The organism is Rhodococcus phenolicus (genome assembly GCF_001646785.1).
In the GTDB taxonomy this organism is placed as follows: Bacteria; Actinomycetota; Actinomycetes; order Mycobacteriales; family Mycobacteriaceae; genus Rhodococcus; species Rhodococcus phenolicus.
Genome location: NZ_LRRH01000010.1, coordinates 1 through 21,406 on the forward strand (window position 1 = coordinate 1; position 21,406 = coordinate 21,406).

9 protein-coding genes and 1 pseudogene are annotated in these 21,406 nt (G+C 72.4%); 1 reads left to right on the forward strand and 9 read right to left on the reverse strand.

Annotated features, from left to right (window positions below; all coding sequences use genetic code 11):
* The 4 genes and pseudogenes from A8G15_RS04410 to A8G15_RS04425 form a co-directional block, all read right to left on the reverse strand.
* Positions 1 to 218, reverse strand: a pseudogene (locus A8G15_RS04410) (alpha/beta hydrolase); the annotation flags it as partial.
* Between the two features lie 45 nt (positions 219 to 263).
* Complete coding sequence (locus A8G15_RS04415) at positions 264 to 1,379, reverse strand: FAD-dependent monooxygenase (RefSeq protein WP_068155754.1); 1,116 nt, start codon at positions 1,377 to 1,379, stop codon at positions 264 to 266.
* Positions 1,380 to 1,419: 40 nt separating this feature from the next.
* Positions 1,420 to 2,373, reverse strand: a complete 954-nt coding sequence (locus A8G15_RS04420) for a phosphotriesterase family protein (protein ID WP_068155757.1) — start codon at positions 2,371 to 2,373, stop codon at positions 1,420 to 1,422.
* 46 nt (positions 2,374 to 2,419) lie between these two features.
* The gene (locus tag A8G15_RS04425) at positions 2,420 to 3,415 is read right to left on the reverse strand and encodes a phosphotriesterase family protein (RefSeq protein ID WP_068155759.1); all 996 of its coding nucleotides are present in this window, start codon (positions 3,413 to 3,415) and stop codon (positions 2,420 to 2,422) included.
* A gap of 147 nt (positions 3,416 to 3,562) precedes the next feature.
* On the opposite strand from A8G15_RS04425, the gene A8G15_RS04430 reads away from it, so the two are divergent.
* The gene (locus A8G15_RS04430; protein ID WP_068155761.1) at positions 3,563 to 4,147 is read left to right on the forward strand and encodes a TetR/AcrR family transcriptional regulator; all 585 of its coding nucleotides are present in this window, start codon (positions 3,563 to 3,565) and stop codon (positions 4,145 to 4,147) included.
* Positions 4,148 to 4,213: 66 nt separating this feature from the next.
* On the opposite strand, the gene A8G15_RS04435 is transcribed toward A8G15_RS04430, so the two are convergent.
* From A8G15_RS04435 to A8G15_RS04455, 5 genes are all read right to left on the reverse strand, one after another.
* Positions 4,214 to 5,146: a LysR family transcriptional regulator gene (locus tag A8G15_RS04435; protein WP_068155770.1), complete on the reverse strand. Its 933-nt coding sequence runs from the start codon at positions 5,144 to 5,146 to the stop codon at positions 4,214 to 4,216.
* A 10-nt stretch (positions 5,147 to 5,156) separates the two neighbouring features.
* Positions 5,157 to 6,308 carry an NAD(P)/FAD-dependent oxidoreductase gene (locus A8G15_RS04440; RefSeq protein WP_068155763.1) on the reverse strand — a complete coding sequence of 384 codons (1,152 nt, stop codon included), beginning with the start codon at positions 6,306 to 6,308 and terminating at the stop codon, positions 5,157 to 5,159.
* Positions 6,305 to 6,499, reverse strand: coding sequence for a ferredoxin (locus A8G15_RS04445; RefSeq protein WP_068155766.1), 195 nt, complete (start codon positions 6,497 to 6,499; stop codon positions 6,305 to 6,307). Before A8G15_RS04445 ends, A8G15_RS04440 begins: the two co-directional genes overlap by 4 nt.
* Positions 6,496 to 7,671 (reverse strand): cytochrome P450, encoded by a 1,176-nt coding sequence (locus A8G15_RS04450; RefSeq protein WP_068155768.1) that lies wholly within the window; start codon positions 7,669 to 7,671, stop codon positions 6,496 to 6,498. The genes A8G15_RS04445 and A8G15_RS04450 overlap by 4 nt, the downstream gene beginning before the upstream one ends.
* A 95-nt stretch (positions 7,672 to 7,766) precedes the next feature.
* Positions 7,767 to 21,406 (reverse strand): non-ribosomal peptide synthetase (locus A8G15_RS04455; protein WP_156665248.1); only part of this gene is annotated, 13,640 nt, incomplete at its 5' end.

Sequence of the window (21,406 nt, forward strand, 5' to 3'; positions counted from 1 at the left end):
CCGGGGGTGTCGGCGTCGGTCTGGGTGTAGACCCGCACCGGCCCCTGTCCCGCGGGCGTCGCGACGATCGGGTCGCGGACGTCGTGCAGGGGCAGTCGCTCCTCGAGCGGCGGCACGTGGGCCTGTTCCCCGGCGCGCATCGCGGCCGGATCGAGCGGTCCGGGCGGCGGGGCGGGCAGGTCGGCGAGGATCCGGGCGATCTCGGGGTGCAACGGCATGGCCGGTCGTCTCCTTCGGGGGCGGTGAGCGGGTGGGCGGGGGAACTACTGGGCGGGCTGCTGGGAGGCGGGCTTCTGACCCGGGAAGACGTCCTGGACCTCGTCCTCGGTCCAGCCCTGCCGGGAGATGCGCTGCAGTTCGTCGGTGACCGGCTTGCGCTGCGCCTGGTAGGCGGCGAGCGCCTCGGCGACGGTGTCGGCGTCGCGCAGGCAGTCGGCGAGTACCCCGGCGTCGAGGATCGCCGAGTTCGCGCCCTGGCCCTGGTGGTGCAGCATCGAGTGGGCGGCGTCGCCGACGAGCACCACCGAGTCGGTGTGCCAGCGGTCGATCGGGTCGATGTCGTAGACGCCGCGGATGTTGACGACGTCCAGGTCGAGACCGGCGGCAATGTCGACGATGCGCGGGTCGAAGCCGGCGACGGTGGCGAGCATGTCGTCCTTGCTCACCTGCGGCGCCCAGTCCGGATCCGGGCACAGGGCGGTGATGTCGAAGGACACCTGATCGCGGTGGCGCAGCGGCAGCAGGTACACCTTGGTGCCCTTGCCGATGTACATGCGCAGGTTGTCGTCGGTGACCATGCCGTGCGCGTCGGCGATGTCGATGACGGCGCGGTAGGCGCGTTCGCCGGAGAACACCGGTTCGGCGTCGGAGAACAGCTCCCGCCGCACGACCGACTTGATGCCGTCGGCACCGATGACCAGGTCGGCGTCGGCGGTGGTGCCGTTGGTGAAGGTCAGCGTCGCCTTGTCGCCGCGGTCGGTGACGGTGGCGAGCTTGTGGCCGCACTTGACCATGTCCTCGGGCAGGACGCCGATGAGGGTGTCGATGAAGTCGCCGCGGTGGATGAGATGAGTGTGCTTCTGGTCGCCGTGCGTCGGCCAGGTGTCCTTCATGATCGGATCGCCGGTGGCGGTGAGGATCTCGAAGTAGTCGCTGGGCGAGCTCACCGTCGCGATGTCGTCGGCGATGCCCCATTCGCGGAAGCGTTCCATGCTCGACGGGCGCAGGCCGATGCCGGCGCCGACCTCGCGGATCTCGGTGGCCTGTTCGTAGACGGTGACGTTCGCGCCGAGCACGCTCAGGGCCTTGGCGGCGGCGGCACCGGCGTAGCCTGCGCCGACGATGGCGATGGTGAGGTTGGTCAGGTCCGAGGTCTGCATGTGGGGTCTCTTTCGGAGGGCGCGGCGGGGCGCCGGAAGGTCAGGGCTGGATGGTGAGGAAGTCGGCGGGGTTTTCGACGAACAGCTTGGTGATGGTGGTCTCGTCGAGTCCGGCCTCGCGCAGGTCCGGGATGAGGTCTTCGAACAGGTAGTTCACGGTGTGGCCCTTGACGCCGGGCCAGCCGAGTGGGCTGCAGTTGGCGTCGACGCCGGCCAGGGCCCGATCGAGGTGGCCGGCATCGAGGAAGCGCAGGAAGTGGGCGAGGCGTTCCTTGCGGGGGCGGGCCCAGAACGGCGGGTCCTCGAGTTCGGTTTCGTAGCCGAAGGTGTCGAAGCCGACCCGGCCGCCCTGCTGCGCGATCCAGGTGTCGCGGGTCTTCTCCGCGTTGACACCGTCGTCGGCGTGCCCGAACAGCACGCGGTGCAGCGGCAGACCCTCCTCGGCGAAGATGGCGATGGCGTTCTCGGCGTCGATCGCGAGGTGGGTGAGGATCGGCACGCCGGTGGCGAGGGCGGCGCGGGCGGCGGCGCGGTAGATGCGCTTGTCGAGTTCGGTCATCTTCCCGCCGCGGGAGACCCCGACCTTGATGACGCCGGCGCGGCTGCCGGTGTCGCCGATGCCGACGGTGATCTCGTGCACGAACTGGCGCATCAGGTAGTCGACGGAGGCGCGTTCGAAGAACGGCAGGGCGGTGTCGCCGCCGACGAAACCGGTGCAGGCGACGATGTGCACCCCGGTCTTGGCGGAGAGCGACTTGTAGTAGTCGATGTCGCGGCCGTTGCAGATGCCGGTGACGTCGACGAAGGTGCCGCCGCCGTACTCGTGGAACTTGCGCAGCTTCGGGACGGTCTCCTCGTAGCGGACCTCGGGGCTCTTCCACCAGCGGGTGTCCAGCTCGGAGCCCGGCATGCCGTATCCGATGTGCTCGTGGATGGCGACGATGCCCAGTTCCTCGGGCGCGATCGCACCCAGGACGGTGTTCACTTTCGACACAACAACTCCCCTTCGGGACGAAGACTTTTCGGTGGTTTCGGCGGCGTCAGCGGGCCGAGGCGACGGCGAGCAGCTCGCGCGGGTTGGTGATGAGGATGCGCGCGATGTCATCTTCGGTGAGGGCGGCGGCGCGCAGCTGCGGCGCGAAGGTGGTGAGCACACAGCCGAACGGCAGGTCGCGGGCCGGGTGACCCTTGGCGACGCCGGTAGCGTTGGACGAGAGCAGGATCCGGTTGCCGAAGCCGGCGGCGACCAGCTCGGTGACCAGGGTGACGCGTTCGGCGTCGGAGACGTGGTGCTCGTCCTCGGTGCCGACATGGTCGAGGGCGATGTAGGCGCCGCGCGCGGCGATGTCGGCGGGGGCGCCGGCGGCGACGGCGTCGCGGCGGTCCAGTCCCCCGACGACCACGCGGTCGGCGGGCAGGTTCTCGTCGAGGACGACGTCGAGGTCGGCGAGCGGGTCCTTGCCGTAGCGCAGGGACAACGCGACCCCGGTGTCGCGGGCCGCGCGGGCGGCACCGCGGAACAGGCTTTCCTCGGTGGCGGTCGTGCCGGCGAGGTTTGCGGCGGTGGTGATCAGGCCGGCGGCGCCGCGGCGTTCGACGCGGGGCACGACCATGCCGTCGGTGATCTCCTCGGTGAACAGGTCGGCGAACTTCTCGGCGGGCCACGGGGGGGGCGGCGTGGTCTCCGGGGTGAGGAAGTAGCCGCCGAGCAGGTTCTCCGGGCCGAGGCCGGTGGAGGCGACGATGTGCACTCCGGAAGCGCGGGAGAGGTTTTCGTACATCGGCACGTCGCGGCCGTGGAACATGCCGGTGCTGTCGACGAGGGTGCCGCCGCCGGCGGCGCGGAAGTCGCGGAGCTTGGTGAGCAGGGTGGTGAAGATCTCGGCGCGGTCGAAGTCGATGTCGTGGGCGTGCTGGGCGCCGGGGAGCACCGAGAGCAGTGCTTCGTGGACCGCGACGACACCGAGTTCGTCGGCGGGGACGGGGCCGAGAACGGTGTGGACGGTGGTGGGTTCGGCGGGCGCTGCGCTGCTCATCGGCAGTTCCTTTCGTGGACGTCGAGTGGAACGACGTGGTGCCCGTCACGGTAGAGATTCACTTTGCATAGTGTCAAGTGAGTTGTCGTAATGAGTTCTCAACTGGCGTTCCGTCAGGCGGGTGGGCTGCCGTTAGAATCCGAGGTCATGTCGCTCCGCGCTGCCCAGAAGCAGATGACCTACGAGCTGTTCCTCGCCCGCGCCCTCGAACTGTTCGGCGCCAAGGGCTACGCGGCGACCACCATCGACGACATCGCCACCGCCGCCGGATCCACCCGAACGACGTTCTACCTGCACTTCTCGTCGAAGTCGGAGGTGATGAGCGCGCTGCTGACGAAGGTCGACGCGATCCTCACCGCGGCGGACGACCCGTCGCTGACCGACGTGGTCGCGTCCGGGTCCCGCACCTTGATCCGCCGATGGATCGACCGGAAGTTCTCCCAGTGGGACGAGATCGAGCCGTACCTCACGGCGTCCTATCAGGCCGCGCACGAACCGGAGGTCGCGGCGCGGACCGAGCAGTGGTTCGAGGACGCCGTCGGTGACATGATCGCCGGGCTGGACCGGGCCGGCCGCGTCCCCGCGGACCGGCGCCGCATCCGCTGCGTGCTCGCATTCGGCCAGCTCGAACACCTGTCCCGGCGCTACTTCTCGGTCGGCTGGATCACCCCGCGCGAGGTGTGCCTGGACGAGCTCACCGAGTCGTGGTGCCACCTGCTGGCCGTCGACTGACCGTGCGGCGGCGCCGCCGGTGTGCCTCTGTGGCGGTTGGAGGCGCCACAAAGGCACACCGGCGCGTCAGCGCCGCGCGTCGAACGAGGTGGCGGCGACGAGGATCTCCCGCAACCAGCCGATGAACTCGGGGTCGGCCAGCCGCGGGTTCCACACCGCATCGATCCCGAGCGGCGGCACCGGCAACGGAAACTCCTCGATCCGCAGCGGGGTGTGGGCGGCGAGCGCGGACGCGACACGGAGGGTGTGCACGGCCACGCCGCCGGCCCGGGCGACCAGGTGCGGGACCAGCAGGAAATCGGAGACCAGGGTGCCGATCCGGTACGGCACCGCGGCCGCGTCGAGCGCGGCGTAGGGGACGACCCGCTGCCGCGCGTCGTAGGTCACGTGCGGCAGCGTCGTGAGCAGCTCGAGCGCCGACGCGTCCGGGTCGGTGTCCGGGTGGGCGATCACCACCCACCGGTTCTCGTAGATCCGCTCGCGCGGGTACGGCGCGGCGAACGCCTCCGACAGCAGCACGACGTCCACCCCGTCGTCGGTGAAGTCGGCCGGCCGGGGTTCGACGAAGGTGCGGAGCCGCACCGTGGCGTGCGGGGCGCGCTGCGCGATGAGCCGGGTCAGGGCCGGACCGACCACGAACGCGGTGCTGCTGGTCATCGCGACGGTGACGGTGCGGGGGTCGCGGGCCGGGTCGAATCCGGGGAAGTCGACCACCCGCGCGGTCTGCCGCAGCACCTCCCGCAGCGGCGCGATCAACTCCAGGCCGCGTGGGGTGAGCACCAGGCCGCTCCCCTGCCGCACCACCAGCTCGTCGCCGAGCAGCCGCCGCATCCGGCCGAGTGCGTGGCTCATCGCCGGCTGGGTCATCCCCACCCGCGCGGCGGCGCGGGTGACCGACCGTTCCTCGAGCAGCGCCAGCAGCGGCACCAGCAGATTGAGGTTGACCGACGCGAGCCGGGGCAGATCGGGGTCGGCCGGGTGATCCGGCGGTGGGTTCACCCACACGAAGTTACGCGGACCCGCCCGGCACCTGCCCGGTGGCGGCGGCGCGTCGCAGCTTCGGGATCGGGATACGGTGGTTGAGCGCGACCGCGACCCCGGTGCCGTCCGGGTGCCGCCAGTGCAGCAGCGCCGGCCGGTGCGGGTCGTCGCCGAGCAGGAACGCCGGGTCGCCGGGGACCGGCAGGTGTCCGACCGCCTTGAGGTGCAGGCCGAACTGTTCGGTCCAGAAGTACGGTGCGGCGTCGAGCGGCGGTGCGGCGTCGCCGCGCACCAGGGCGAGTGCCGCGACCCGCGCCTGCTCGATCGCGCTGTTCCACAACGGGATCCGGCGCACGCTGCCCCGCACGGGGACGGCGGTGACGTCCCCGGCGGCGACGATGCCCGGCGCCACCCGGCCGCGGGCATCCGCGACGAGACGCCCCTCGGTGAGCAGACCGGAGTGCTCGAGCCATTCGGTGTTGGGGATGTCGCCGATCGCGGCGACGACGAGGTCGGCCACGATGCGGGTGCCGTCGTCGACGATCACCGTGGGGGCGTCGAGCCCGGTGGCGGTGCCGTGGACGATCTTCACCCCCGCCGCGGTGGCGGCGGCGGTGAACAGCTGGGACAGATACGCGCCGAACTGGGGGCGCATCGGTTCGGTGTCGGCGACGACGGTGACCTCGCAGCCGGCCTGGACGGCGGCGGAGGCGACCTCCATACCGAGTGGGCCGGCGCCGACGACCGCCACCGACGGGCGGTCGTCGAGCCGCTCGCGCAGCAGCAGTGCGTCGTCGAGGGTGCGCAACACCAGTGCCCCCTTCCCCAGCCGCCGGGGACGGGCGCCGGAGGCGATGACGAGCCCGTCGAAGGCCAGCGCGGTGCCGTCGTCGAGGTGGACGCGCCGGGCGGTGACGTCGAGGCCGATCGCGGCGACGCCGAGCCGTTCGGTGGCGCCGTGCGCGGGCGCGGCCAGCTCGTGGGAGCCGGCGCCGGTGAGCAGCGCCTTCGACAGCGCCGGCCGCGAGTAGGCGGGGCACGGTTCGTCGCCGACGACGGTCAGCTGCCCGGTGAAGCCGGCGGTACGCAGGCTGTCGCAGGCGGTCTGTCCGGCGATGCCGTTGCCGACCACGACGATGTGGTTCATCCCGGGGGTGCTCGTGGCGGTTGCGGTGTTCATGCGAACCTCAGGGCGGCGACGGGACACACCCGCACGGCGGCACCGGCAGCGGCGGCCCGGGGATCGTCGGCCGGCACCTCCTCGATGTCGAGGATCAATTCGCCGTCGTCGTCGAGGTGCATCAGCTCGGGTGCGGCCTCCGCGCACAGGCCGTGTCCTTCGCAGCGGGGGCGGTCGAGGGTGATCTTCATGCCGGGAGAACCTCCGTGATGTCGAGCCGGTCGATGGAACGGGTGGTGTTGGCGGGCACCCGGACGGGATCGGCGGCGACCAGACGCCGGGCGTGGGTGGCCAGGGCCGTGATCACCGCGTGTGCCTCGAGGCGGGCGAGGCCCTGCCCGGCGCAGCCGTGCGGGCCGTAGCCGAAGGACAGGTGATCGACCGGGTTGCGCTCGATCCGGAAGGTGTCCGGGTCGTCGTAGTGCCGCGGGTCGCGGTTGCCGGCACCGAACAGGATCGCCACCTGTGCCCCGGCCGGCACGATGCGCCCCTCGATCTCCACGTCGCGGGTCACGGTGCGGCCCCAGGCGTGCAGCGGCGCCCAGTAGCGCAGCACTTCGTTGAACGCGGCCGGGACCAGGGCCGGATCGGCGCGGACCAGGTCGAACTGGTCGGGGAACGCCGCGAACAACGCGACGATGTTGCCGATCGAGGCGATGGTGGTGTCCACCCCGGCCCCGAGGTACTGGTGGATGATGTGTCCGGCGGTGCCGGGCGGGATCGCGCCGCGCGCCTCGGCGTCGAAGATGCCGCGGCCCACCGACCCGGCGGCCAGGTCCTCGGCGCGGACCTGCGAGCACCAGGCGTACAGCTCCCCGGCGATCGGGAAGTTCTCGGCGGTGCGCGGGTTCATCGGACCGATGACCTCCATCGCGGCCTGTCCCCAGCGCAGCATGTTCTCGCGGACCGCGCCGGTGAAGCCGATCAGGTCGGCGACGATCTCGAGGGGGAAGGCGCGGGCGAGGGCGTCGATCGCCTCGAACGAGCCCTGCGCGACGAGATCGGCGACCAGGGCGTCGGCCTTGGTGGTGATGGTGCCCTTCAGGCCGCGCAGGGCGCGCGGGGACAGGTTTTCGGTCAGGGTGGCACGCAGCTCGGTGTGCGCGGGCGGATCGGTGGCGAGGGAGGTGCCCTGCAGCGCGTCGTTGACGGCCGGGTTGAATCCGACGGTCGTCGACGAGAACGTGGTGGGGTCGCCGAGGGCGTCGCGGATGACGTCGTAGCGGGTCAGCGCGTAGAGGTTGTGGCTGGGCAGGTGCACCACCGGCCCGAGCTCGCGCAGTGCGGTGAAGGCCGGGTAGGGGTCGACGAGGACGTCGTCGGCGAACAGGTCGAGGTCGGTGGCGGGTGGGCTGCTGGTCATGCCTCCAGTGAAGTGGGTGTCGTCACATAAGACCAACGCATAATCGTTATCCGGTTTCATGCGTCGGATTCATGATTTCTGCGCGGACACGGGGGTCAGCGCCGCGGTGTGCCGACCTCGCCGCGTCCCCACCGCCGGAACGCGCTGTCGCTCTCGTCGAGTCGTGCCGCGAGCACCGCGTCGATCGTCTCCACTGCGGTGGGGGCGACCATCTCGTGGTGCTCGCAGTCGAGGCGGTACTGGTGGATCTCCCCGGACACCACGTTGTGCCAGGCGGCGACCGCGGGCACCGACGACGCCGACCGGCTCGCGGTGAAGAACAGCACGTCCCCGTCGAAGGTGTCCGGGGAATGCCGCCGCGCCGCGCGGGACGCCTCGGTCGATCCGGTCTGGATGCGTTCGAGGTGCGCGGCCGTCAGGCCGGTGGTGCCACCGAGCGCCTCGTCGAGCATCGCCGCGGCCCGCTCGAACGTCGGTTCGGGACCGCCGTTGACGGACACGCCCAGGTCCCGCAGCATGTCCTTGACCCCGACCGTCGGGGCGCCGCCGGCGGTGACCAGGTGACTGTCGAGCAGCGCGAGGGTGTCGACGATCTCCCCGGCGCGGCGCAGTTCCACGGCGATCGCGTGGGCGATGACCCCGCCGAGGGACCAGCCGAGCAGGTGGTACGGCCCGTGCGGCTGCACCCGCCGGATCTCCTGCACGTACCGGTGCGCCAACGCCCGGATGGTGTCGATCCGCTGCTCGCCGCTCAGCGCCGGCAGCTGCAAGCCGTACACCGGGCGGTGCCCGTCGAGCCGCTGGGCGAGCGTGGCGTATCCCCAGGACAGCCCGGCGGCGGGGTGCACGCAGAACAGTGCCGGGCCGGTGCCCTCGCGGAGCTGCACGAGCACCCGCAGCGCGTCGTCGACGGTGGCCGGCTCCCCCGGTTCGGTCAGGTGCGCCGCCAGACCCGCCGCGGTCGGATGCACGAAGATCGCCTGCAACGGCACCCGCCGGCCGAGGCGCTCGCCGAGCACCGGGAGCATCCGGGTGGCCAGCAGCGACGTGCCGCCCAGGTCGAAGAATCCGTCGTCCACCGACACCCGGTCGAGTCCGAGGTGCTCGGCGAAGACGTCGGCGACGGTGCGTTCGAGTTCGTTGTCCGGGGCCCGGTAGTCGCCGCCGGTGACGGCACCGAAGTCCGGGGCCGGCAGGGCCCGGCGGTCGAGTTTGCCGGCCGGGGTCAGCGGGATCTCGTCGAGGACGATCACCGCAGTCGGCACCATGTGCGACGGAAGTTTCTGCGCCACATGCTCTTTCAGATCGGCTGGGTCGGGCGCGGCGCCCGGGGCGGGCCGCACGTAGGCGACGAGCACGGTCTGCCCGGACGGCGCGGTGTGCCCGAGGGTGTGCGCGAACACCACGTGTTCGTGGCTGCCGAGTGCGGCGTCGATCTCGCCGAGTTCGATGCGGAACCCGCGCACCTTGACCTGGAAGTCGGAACGGCCCACGTACTCGAGTTCGAGATCGCCGGTCCAGCGCACCACGTCACCGGTGCGGTACATCCGTTGCCCGGGCACGTGCGGGTCGGCGACGAACCGCGCGGCGGTCAGGTCCGGGCGGGCGTGATAGCCGCGGGCCAGACCCGGACCCGCCACGTACAGTTCCCCCGCCACCCCCACCGGCACCGGCCGCAACCGCGCATCGAGCACCACGGCCCGGAATCCGCGGGTGGGACGGCCGATGGTGACCGCGTCGCCCGCGGACAGCGGCGCGCTGAGCGAGGTCATGATCGTCGCCTCGGTGGGTCCGTACGCGTCGATGACGCGGCGGCCGGGCGACCAGCGGGCCACCAGTTCCGGCGGGCAGGCCTCCCCGGCGACCAGCAGCACCCGCAGCGCCGGCACCGCGACCGGATCCAGCGACGCCAGCGCGGTCGGGGTGATGAACCCGTGGGTGACCCGGTGGGTGTCGAGCACCTCGGCCAGTTCCGGCCCGCCGTACACCTCCGGCGGGACGATCACCAGCGTCGCGGCGGCCGACAACGCCATCATCTGCTCGAACACCGACGCGTCGAAGCTCGGCGAGGCCAGATGCGAGACCCGGGCGGCCGGCTCGACCTGCAGGTGGTCGCGTTCCTCGGCGGCCAGGTCCGCCAGACCCCGGTGGGTGACGGTCACCCCCTTCGGCCGGCCGGTCGAGCCCGAGGTGTAGATGAGGTAGGCCGGGTGGTCCGGGTGCAGCGCCGTCGGCCGGTCCCGGTCGGTGACGGCGGCCGGTGCGCACGCGTCGAGTGCGGCGGTGGTGTCCGGATCGTCGAGCACGATCCAGTCGGCCCCGCGCGGCAGGATGTCCCGGTGTGCGGTGGTGGTCACCCCGAGCCGGGCGGCGCTGTCGTCGAGCATGTAGGCGATCCGCTCGGCGGGATACGCCGGGTCGATCGGGACGAACGCGGCCCCGGACCGGGTGACCGCCCACACCGCGGTGACCGACTCGACGGACCGTGTCAGGGCCAGCGCGACGACGGTGTCCGGTCCGGCGCCGCGCGCGAGCAGCAGCCGGGCCAGCCGGTTCGCCGCGGCGTCGAGGTCGCGGTAGGTGACGGCGCGGTCCCCGTCGACGACGGCGATCCCGTCCGGTGCGGCGGCCACGGCCGCGTCGATGAGGTCGGGCCACCGGCCGGTGCCCACCCCGGCGGGACCGAACGCCGGGACCAGCGCGCGGATCTCGTCGTCGGTGACCAGGTCGACGTCGCCGACCGGGCGGTCCGGGTCGGTGGTCAGCGCGTCGAGCAGCCGCACGAACCGGTCGGCGAGCCCGGCAACGGTGCCGGCGTCGAACAGGTCGGTGGCGTACACGAACGCGGCGTCCAGCCCGCCGGGGCCGCCGGTGCCGGTCGCGGTCTCGGCCAGCAGCAGTTCGAGGTCGAAGTTGCACACCGTCGGATCCAGTTGCAGCCCGGTGACCGTCAGGTGCGGCAGTTCCAGGCTGGGGCGTTCGGTGTTCTGGAATTCGATGGACACCTGGAACAGCGGCGAGTGCGCGGTCGAGCGGGCCGGGTCCAGTTCCTCGACGACCCGCTCGAACGGGATGTCCGCGTGCGCGAACGCGTCGAGGTCGGCGGTGGTGACCCGCGACAACAGCTCGGCGAAGCCGATCTGTCCCGGCACCCGGGTGCGCAGCACCAGCGTGTTGACGAACATGCCGATCAGGTCGTCGAGGGCGCGGTGGCCGCGGCCGGCGATCGGGGTGCCCACGGCGATGTCGTCGCTGCCGGACAGCCGGGCCAGCAGCACCGACAGGGCGGCGTGCATCGCCATGAACACGGTGGTGTCCTGCGCGGCGGCGACCCGCATCAGTTTCGCGTGCAGCTCCGCGTCGATGTGGAACCGGACGATGTCGCCGCGGAAGGACTGCTGCGGTGGCCGCGGCCGATCGGTGGGCAGGGTCAGCACATCGGGCAGGCCCGCGAGGGTACGGCGCCAATGCTCGAGTTGCGCGGCGGCGCGGGAGGTGTGGTCGCGGGCGTCGCCGAGCCGATCGTTCTGCCACAGCGCGTAATCGGCGTACTGCACCGGCAGCGGCGCCCAGGCGGGGGCCTCGCCGCGGGTGCGGGCATGGTAGGCGGTGATCAGGTCGCGGGCCAGCGGGGCGGCGGACGCCCCGTCGGCGGCGATGTGGTGCACCACCAGCACCGCGATGTGCTCGTCGCGGTCGACGGCGAACACCCGGGCCCGCAACGGCACGTCCACGGTGACGTCGAAGCCCGCGCCGGCGAACTCGCCGATCCGGGCGAGCGCGTCGTCCTCGCCGGTGGTGACCACGTCCAGGTTCAGCGGCACGTCGTCGGCGGCGAGGATGCGCTGGCTCGGGCCGTGCGGGCCGGCCGGATAGACGGTGCGCAGGCTTTCGTGCCGGTCGAGCACATCGTGCAGGGCCGCGCCGAGCGCGGCGACCGACAGGTGCCCGCTCAGGCGGATGCCGAGCGGAATGTTGTAGGCCGCCGATGCGGTGTCGAACTGGTTGATGAACCACATGCGTTGCTGGGCCGGGGACAGCGGGATCCGCTCGGGCCGTGGTTGCGGGACCAGCGCGCCGGCGGCCGGGGCGGCACCGATGTCGGCGAGGTGCGCGGCCAGGGCCCGCACCGTCGGGGCCTCGAACAGGGTCCGCACCGGGATGTCGGCGCCCAGGGTCGCCCCCAGCCGCGCGACCGCGCGGGTCGCGATCAGCGAATTGCCGCCGATGTCGAAGAAACTGTCGGTCACCGAGATCCGGTCGGTTCCGAGCACCCCGGCGAGTTCGGCGGCCACGACCGTTTCCAGATCGGTGGCCGGCGGCTGATAGCTGCCGGTGGTGGCGGTCAGATCCGGCACCGGCAGGGCCCGGCGGTCGAGCTTGCCGACCGGGGTCAGCGGGAGCTCGTCGAGCGCAACCACCCCGGACGGCACCATGTGTGCGGGAAGTGTCTGTCCCACATGGTTTTTCAGGATTTCGGGGTCGATGTCCCGGTCGGGTTCGGGCAGCACGTACGCGACGAGGACGGTGTCCCCGGACGGGGCGGTGTGCCCGAGGGTCACCGCGAACGAGACATCCGGATGGGTGGTCAGCGCCGCATCGATCTCGCCGAGTTCGATGCGGAACCCGCGCACCTTCACCTGGAAGTCGGAGCGGCCCACGTACTCGAGTTCCCGCTCGCCGGTCCAGCGCACGATGTCGCCGGTGCGGTACATCCGCTCCCCGGGGTCACCGTAGGGGTCAGCGACGAACCGCGCGGCGGTCAGGTCCGGACGCGCATGATAGCCGCGGGCCACCCCGAACCCGGCCAGATACAGCTCCCCCGGCACCCCGGCCGGGACCGGCCGCAACGCCCGGTCCAGGATCACCGCGTGGACCCCGCGCAGCGGACCACCGAGGGTCATCGGACCGTCCACGACCAGCGGCTCACTGATCGCCGCCATGATCGTCGTCTCGGTCGGCCCGTACGCGTTGACCAGGCGGCGGCCCGGCACCCACGCGTCGCGCAGCTCCGGCTGCCAGGCCTCACCCCCGACGGCGAGTTCGACGAAGTCGGGGATGTCGGCGGGCCGCAGCGACGCCAGCGCCGCCGGCGTGATGAACCCGTGGCTGACCTGCTGCTCGCGCAGCACCCGGGCCAGTTCGTCGCCGCCGTACACGGTCGGGGGCACCACGACGAGGGTGGCGCCGGACCCGAACGCCTGCAGGTACTCGAAGATCGACGCGTCGAAGCTCGGCGACGAGAAGTGCATGACCTTCGACCCCGGCCCGGCCCCGAAGCGTCGCCGCTGGTCGAGAGCGAAATTCTCGAGGCTGCGGTGGGTGGTCACCACACCCTTGGGGCGCCCGGTCGATCCGGAGGTGTAGATCAGGTAGGCGGGATGCGCCGGCCGCAGCGCCGCGGGCCGGTCGGCGTCGGTGACCGGGGTGTGCGCGGCGTCCGCGATCCGCTCGGCGACCGCCGGGTCGTCGAGCATCAGCCACGGCACCGCAGCGGGCAGCCGGTCGCGGTGCGCGATGGTGGTCACCCCGACGGCGGCGCCGCAGTCGTCCAGGACGAACGCGATGCGGTCCGGCGGATAGTTCGGGTCGACCGGCACGAACGCCGCCCCGGTCTTCGTGATCGCCCACATCGCGGCCACCGACTCGAGGGACCGGGAGATGCCCAGCGCCACGAATGTTTCCGGGCCCACCCCGCCGGCGAGCAGCACCCGCGCGGCCCGTGTCGACCAGTCGTCGAGTTCCCGGTAGGTCAGGTGCCGGTCCCCGCTGGTCACCGCGATCGCCTCCGGATGCGCGGCAGCGGTCGCGGCGAACAACTCCGGCAGGGTGACGGTGGTGCCCCCGGCGGGCCCGCCGACCGGGGCCAGCGCGGCGTGTTCGGCGGCGGTGAGCACGTCCACCGCGGCGACGCGGGTGCCCGGATCGCCCGTCAGGACGTCGAGGACCCGTTCGATGCGGCGCGCGATCGCGGTGACCGCGTCCCGGTCGAACAGCTCCGGCAGGAACTTCATCTTCAGGTGCAGGGTCGCGTCGCTGTGCGCGACGATGCTCAGCGGATAGTGCGCGGCGTCGTGGCCGACGATGTCGGCCACCCGCATCCCGGCGATGTCGGTGTCGGAGGTCAACCCGGCCGAGTCGATCGGGTACGACTCGAACACCGTCAGCGTGTCGAAGCGGGCCGCGGCGCCGACCCGCTGTTCGAGGGTGCTCAGCCGCACGTGATGGTGGTCGAACAGGGCGGCCTGCTCGGCCTGCACCCGCTCGAGCAGCGCCCCGATCGTCTCGGCCGGATGCACCGTGATGCGCACCGGCACCGTGTTGATGAACAGTCCCACCATCGTTTCCACCCCGGGCACCTGCGGCGGCCGGCCCGAGACGGTGGCGCCGAACACCACGTCGGTGCGGCCGGTCAACGCGCCGAGCACCAGACCCCACGCCGTCTGCACCAGCGTGTTGACGGTGACGCCGCGGCGCGCGGCGACCGCATCGAGGCGGGTCGACAGGTCCGCGGACAGGTCGACGAGCAGGTCCTCGGAGACGGCGTCGGCGGTGCCGGTGCGATGCTCGGGGGCGAGCAGTGTCGCGTCCTCGACGCCGGCCAGGACCCGGGTCCAGGTGTCGAGGGAGTCCTCGAGGTCGCGGTCGGCGAGCCAGGCGAGGTAGTCGCCGTAGCTGTGCGGCCGGTCCAGGGCGGCGGCGTCGCCGTCGGTGGCGTACAGCACCAGCAGTTCCCTGACCAGCAGCGGCGTGGACCAGCCGTCGAGCAGGATGTGATGGTTCGTCAACGCCAGGCGGTACCGGTCGGCTCCGGTGCGGATCACCGTGCCGCGCAGCAGCGGCGCGGCGGCCGTGTCGAACCGGGTGCGCCGGTCGGTGCCGAGGATCCGGTCGGCGTCCCCGTCGGGATCGTCGTGCCCGGACACGTCGAGCACCGTCCACGGCAGTTCCACGTGCGCCGGGATCACCTGCACGAACCCGCCGGTGCCGTCACCGGTGAACGCGGCCCGCAGGTTCGGGTGCCGCGCGAGCAGCACCGTCGCGGCGCGCCGCAACCGGTCCGGGTCGACGACGCCGTGCAGGTCGAAGCACAGTTGCACGACATACGCGTCCGCGGCGGCGTCGGCGGCCTGGCCGGCGAGCAGCGCGTGGAACAGCAGCCCGGTCTGCAGCGGCGCCGGCGGCCACACCGTCTCGAGCGGGCCGTACCGCTTCTCGAGACGTTCGACGGTGCCCTGGTCCAGGCGCACCAGCGGCAGATCGGACGGGGTCAGGCCCCCGGCGTGCGGGTCGCGCACGTGATCGGCCAGCGCCGTCGCCGCCCGGGTCCACGCCGCGGTCAGGGCGGTCACGGCCGCGGGGTCGAGCAGCCCGGCCGGGACCGACCAGTGGGCGCGCAGCACCGGGCCGTCGTCGGTGTCGACGGTCACCGCGTTGATGTCGACGACCGCGGCGGCCGGCATGTCCGGGCTCTGCGCGCCCCCGCGATCGAACCCGATCACCGGCAGCCACGGGGTGTCGCCGCTGGTGTCGGCGCCGGCGGTGACCCGGCCCAGATAGTTGAAACTCAGCTGTGGGGCCGGGTACGCGGCCAGGGTGGACGCGGTGTCCGGATTCAGGTAACGCAGCAGCCCGTAGCCCAGCCCCTGATCGGGCACCGCGGCGAGCTGTTCCTTGACGGCCTTGACGGCGCGGCCGGCAGCGGGACCGCCGTGCAGGGCGTCGTCGAGGTCGATGCCGGTGACGTCGAGCCGCACCGGGTGGATGGTGGTGAACCAGCCGACGGTGCCGGACAGGTCGGCGCCGGGCACCGCGGAGGTGTCGCGGCCGTGCCCCTCGAGGGACACCAGCACCGATTCGGTGCCGGTGCGGCCCTGGCGCCACGCGGTGACCGCCAGGGCCAGGGCGGTGAGCAGCGCGTCGTTGACGGCGCCGTGGAAGGCCTGCGGCACGGTGGTCAGCAGCGCCTCGGTCACCGCCACCGGCAGGTCCGTGCTCAGCGTGGTGACGGTCGCGGCGGTGTCGAGATCCGGGTCGAGCGGCCGATCCCCCAGCAGCACGTCGCCGTCTGCGAGCACGCCGCGCCAGAAGTCGAGTTCGGCGACCCGTTCCGGTCGTTGTGCCTCCTCGACGAGGGCATGCGACCAGCGCCGCACCGAGGTGCCGCCGGCCGGTTCCGGCGGCGCGGCCGCCGGATCGAGGGTCGCCGCCCACGCCGCGGCCAGGTCCGGCACCAGGATCCGCCAGGACACCCCGTCGACGGTGAGATGGTGCAGCACCAGCAGCAGCCGGCCGGACCCGACGGTCGCGTCGAACCACACGGCCTGCACCAGCACCCCTGCGGCCGGGTCGAGCCGGTCCGCGGCGGCGTCGAGTTCGGCGCCGGCCAGGGAGAAGAAGTCGTCGCTGTCGGCGGCGGAGGTCACCGGCACCCGGTGCACCAGGTCGGCGGCGTCGACGCTGCCCGGTGCCCGCACCTGCAGTGTCACCCCGGCCGGGTCGTGGCCGACGGCCGGGACCAGCCGGGCCCGCAGCATGTCGTGCCGATCGAGGACCGCCTGCAGGACGGTGGTGACGGTGGCCGGGTCGAGCCCGCCCGGCAACCGCAGCAACGCCGCCTGCGAGTACCGGTCGAGGTTGCCGCCACGGTCGAGCAGCCACCGCACGATCGGCGTGGCCGGCACGTCGCCGAGTCCGCCGCCGGGCAGCTCCGCCAGCACCGTGCCGGCGGTGGCGCCGAGCTCGGCCACCGCGGCCAGCGCCGCCGGCGTCTTGTGTTCGAACACGTCGCGGGGCGTGAAGTCCAGGCCGGTGGTCTTGGCGCGGGCCACCAGCTGGATGGACATGATGCTGTCGCCGCCGAGCGCGAAGAACGAATCGTCGACGCCGACCGTGTCCACCCCGAGAACCTGCGCGAACAGCTCGACGAGCCGGGTTTCGATCTCCCCGGCCGGGGCGCGGGTGCTGGTCGACAGCGCCGCGAAGTCCGGGGCGGGCAGCGCGCGCCGATCCAGTTTGCCGGTGGCGGTGGTCGGCAACGCCTCCAGCACCATCAGGGTGGCCGGCACCATGTACGCCGCCAGATCCGCCGCGACCGTCGCCAACGTCGCCGCGACATCGACGTCGACACCGGTTTCCGGGACCACATAACCGACGAGCCGGTCGGTGGTGTTGTCGGCGCCGGCACGCTCGTCGTGGTGCACGACCGCGACGGCGCGGGCGATGCCGGGGCAGCGCATGAGCGCCGCTTCGACCTCGCCGAGTTCGACGCGGAAACCGCGCCACTGCACCTGGAAGTCGCTGCGGCCCAGGTATTCGACGTTGCCGGTGCGGGTGCGGCGCGCCAGATCACCGGTGCGGTACAGGCGCGAGCCGGGGGCGCCGTGCGGGTCGGCGACGAACCGGCCCGCAGTCAGGTCGGGGCGGCCCAGGTAGCCGTGGGTGAGCTGGTCACCGGCGACGTACAGGTCACCGGCGACACCGACCGGGACCGGATGCAGGCGGGCATCGAGGATGCGCAGCCGCAGACCGGGCACCGCGTCCCCGATGACGCTGGCGGTGGCGGCGGCCGCCGACCGCCGGTCCAGCGGCAGCGCCGTCACGTGCACCGTCGTCTCGGTGATGCCGTACATGTTCACCAGCGTCGGGGCACTGTCCGGGTGCCGCCGGTACCAGCGTTCGAGCTGCGCGAGATCCAGCGCCTCACCACCGAAGATCACCCAGCGCAGCGACAGGCCGCTGTCGGCGGCGGCCCGATCGGCCTCGACGAGCTGATAGAACGCGGTCGGGGTCTGGTTGAGCACGGTGACGTGTTCACGGCGCAGCAACTCGAGGAAACTGTCCGGGGACCGGGCGGTGTCGTGATCGACGACGACGAGGCGGCCACCGTAGGCGAGGGCACCCCACATCTCCCACACCGAGAAGTCGAACGCGTACGAGTGGAACATCGTCCACACATCGTGCCGGTCGAACCGGTACCGCGGGGCGGTGGCGTCGAGCAGCGCGACGACGGTGCGGTGCGGCACCATCACGCCCTTGGGGCGGCCGGTGGACCCGGACGTGTAGATGACGTAGCCGGTGTGGTCGGGCAGACGCCGGCCGTGGCGTTCCCGGTCGCTCAGCGCGGTATCGGGCAACGCCGCGATCTCGGTGGCGGTGACCGCCTCGTCGAGCAACAGCACCGGCACGTTGGTGCGCGGCAACGCGTCCCGGTGCCCGGTGGTGGTGACCACGCACACCGGCCGGGCGTCGTCGAACATGAACGCCAGCCGCTCCGGCGGGTATGCCACATCGACCGGCAGGTACGCGGCACCGGTGTCGAGCACCGCCAGCAGCACCGCGACCAGGTGGGTGGTGCGCGGCAACGCCACCGCGACGAGCGTGCCGGGTGCGGCGCCCCGCGCGGCGAACGCGCGCGCTAGGCGGTGCACGTGGCTCGACAGCTGCCGGTAGGTGAGCTGCCCGTCGACGGCGGTGACGGCGACCGCGTCGGGAGTGGCGGCCGCGGCCCGGTCGAACAGATCCATCAGGGTCAGCTCGGAACCGGTGCCGGTGGGCACGACCGGTTCGTGTTCGCCGGATTCGAGCAGGTCGATGTCGCCGACGGGCACCGCCGGATCGGTGGTGATCGCGGTGAGCAGCCGCAGGAACCGCTCGGCGAGGGCCGCGACGGTGTCGGCGTCGAACAGGTCGGTGGCGTAGGTGAACGCGCCGTGCAGACCGGCGGGTTCGGCGACGCCCGCGGCGGGCTGCTCTCCCATCGTCAGCTGCAGGTCGAACTTGGCGACGTGCGGGTCGGCGTCGAGCGCGTCGACGACCAGGCCGGGCAGCTCCAGGTGGGGGCGTTCGTTGTTCTGGAACTCGAGGACCACCTGGAACAGCGGGGTGTGATCGAGGGCGCGGCCCGGGGCGAGATCGTCGACGAGTTTCTCGAACGGCAGTTCGGTGTGCCCGAACGCCGCGAGGTCGATCTCGCGGGTGCGTTCGAGGTGCTCGGCGAACGAGAGGGCCCCGGTGACCGGGGTGCGCAGCACCAGCGTGTTGACGAACATGCCGATCAGGTCGTCGAGAGCGCGGTGGCCGCGGCCGGCGATCGGGGTGCCCACGGCGATGTCGTCGCTGCCGGACAGCCGGGCCAGCAGCACCGACAGGGCGGCGTGCACGGTCATGAACAGGGTCGCGCCGTGCCGGGCGGCCAGGTCCTGCAGGCCGCGGTGCACGGCGGCGGGGACGGTGAAGTGCAGCGTGTCGCCGTGGAACGACTGCTGCGGGGGTCGTGGCCGGTCGGTGGGCAGGGCCAGGACCTCCTGCACGTCGGCGAGGGTGCGACGCCAGTGCTCGAGGTGCCGGTATGCGAGTGAGTCCGGATCGTCGGGGTCGCCGAGCAGCTGCCGCTGCCACAGGGCGTAGTCGGCGTACTGCACCGGCAGCGGATCCCAGCCGGGGGTCTCGCCGCGGGTGCGGGCCAGATAGGCGGTCATCACGTCGCGGGCCAGCGGCGCCATCGAGGCCCCGTCGGCGGCGATGTGGTGCACCACCAGGACGAGTACGTGTTCGTCGGGGCCGGTGGTGAACAGCGCGGCGCGGACCGGGACGTCGGCGGCGACATCGAAACCGGCGGTGATGGCGGCGAAGATGCGGGCGGGCAGGTCCGTGGTGCCGACCGGGATCGGATCCAGGTCCGGCATTGCCCGTTCCGGCGGGGCGATCTGCTGGTGCGGGCCGTCCGCGTCGGCGGGGTACCGGGTGCGCAGGCTTTCGTGGCGGGTCAGGACGTCGTGGACGGCGGTGGTCAGCGCCGGGGTGTCGAGGTGCCCGGCCAGGCGGATGGCTAGGGGGATGTTGTAGGCGGCGGAGGTGGTGTCGAACTGGTTGACGAACCACATGCGCTGCTGGGCCGGCGACAGCGGGATCCGTTCGGGCCGCTCCGTCGCGGTGAGCGGGATACGGGTGCTGCCGCCGTGGTCGTCGAGGATCCGGGCGGCCAGCGTCCGCACGGTCGGCGCCTCGAACAGGGCGCGCACCCCGGCATCGGTGCCGAGCGCGGCGTTGATGCGGGCCAGCACGCGGGTGGCGAGCAGCGAGTTGCCGCCGATGTCGAAGAAGCTGTCGTCGACCGATACCCGGTCGTGGCCGAGGATCTCGGCGACCAGTTCGGCGATGGTGGCCTCGAGGTCGGTGCCCGGTGCGTGGTAGTCGCCGCTCGCGGCGGTCAGGTCCGGCACCGGCAGGGCACGGCGGTCGAGCTTGCCGACCGGGGTCAGCGGGATTTCGTCGAGCACGACGATCGCGGCGGGCACCATGTGCGCGGGCAGTCGGCCGGCGGCGTGGGCGCGCACGGCGACGGTGTCGACGGTGCGGCCGGCGTCGGCCAGCACGTAGGAGACCAGCGCGGTGTCCCCGGACGGGGCGGTGTGACCGAGGGTGACCGCGAACGTGACGTCCGGATGGGTGGCGAGGGCGGCGTCGATCTCGCCGAGTTCGATGCGGAACCCGCGGACCTTGACCTGGAAATCGGTGCGGCCGAGATATTCGACGGTGCCGTCGGTGCGCCAGCGCACCACGTCGCCGGTGCGGTACATCCGTTCCCCCGGGCTGCCGTACGGGTCGGGGACGAACCGGACGGCGGTCAGGTCGGGACGGCGATGGTAGCCGCGGGCCACGCCGGCGCCGGCGATGTAGAGTTCGCCGGCCACCCCCACCGGGACGGGCCGCAGCCGGTCGTCGAGGATGACCTCGTGGAAGCCGATGGCCGGGCCGCCGACGGTGACGGTTTCCCCGGGCCGCATGTCGGGGCTGACGCTGGTTTCGATGGTCGCTTCGGACGGCCCGTAGCCGTTGTACATGCGACGGTTCGTGGCCCACCGCGCCACCAGTTCCGGGGGGCAGGCCTCCCCGGCGACGACGAGCACCTCCAGGTGGTCGAGCCCCGCCGGGTCGAGGGACGCGAGCGCGGTCGGTGTGATGAACGCGTGGGTGACGTGTTCGGCGCGCAGGATGCGGGCCAGTTCGTCGCCGCCGTACACGCTGGGCGGGATGATCACCAGCGTCGCGCCGGCGCAGAACGCCTTGGTCAGCTCGAAGATCGACGCGTCGAAGCTCGGCGACGCCAGGTGGGAGACCCGCGCCCCGTGTGTGATCGAGAAATGATGGCGCACTTCGGCATTGAGGTTGGTCATGCCGCGGTGCGCGACGACGACCCCCTTGGGCCGGCCGGTGGATCCGGACGTGTAGATCAGGTAGGCGGGATGGTCGAAGTGCAGGTCCGCGATGCGATCGGCGTCGGTGACCGGCTCGGCGGAGACGGCGCCGAGGCGCTCGCGGAGGTCCGGGTCGTCGAGCACCAGCCACGGCACCGTGTCGGGCAGTCCGTCGCGGTGCGCGGCGGTGGTCAACCCGATGGTGGCGTGGCAGTCGGTGAGCATGTAGGTGATGCGCTCGGCCGGATAGGTCGGATCGACCGGCACGAACGCGGCACCGGACTTGGTGACCGCCCACACCGCGGCGACCGACTCGATCGAGCGGGAGATGCCCAGGGCGACGAACGTCTCCGGTCCGGCGCCCGCGTCGATCAGGACCCGCGCGACGCGGCTGGACCACGCGTCGAGTTCGCCGTAGGTGACGGTGCGGCCCTGGAAGGACAACGCCACCGAGTCCGGGACGATGGCGGCGACCGAGGACAGCAGTTCCGGCCACAACTGCGGGGACACCGGGGGCAGGCCCCGCGCGGGGCCTG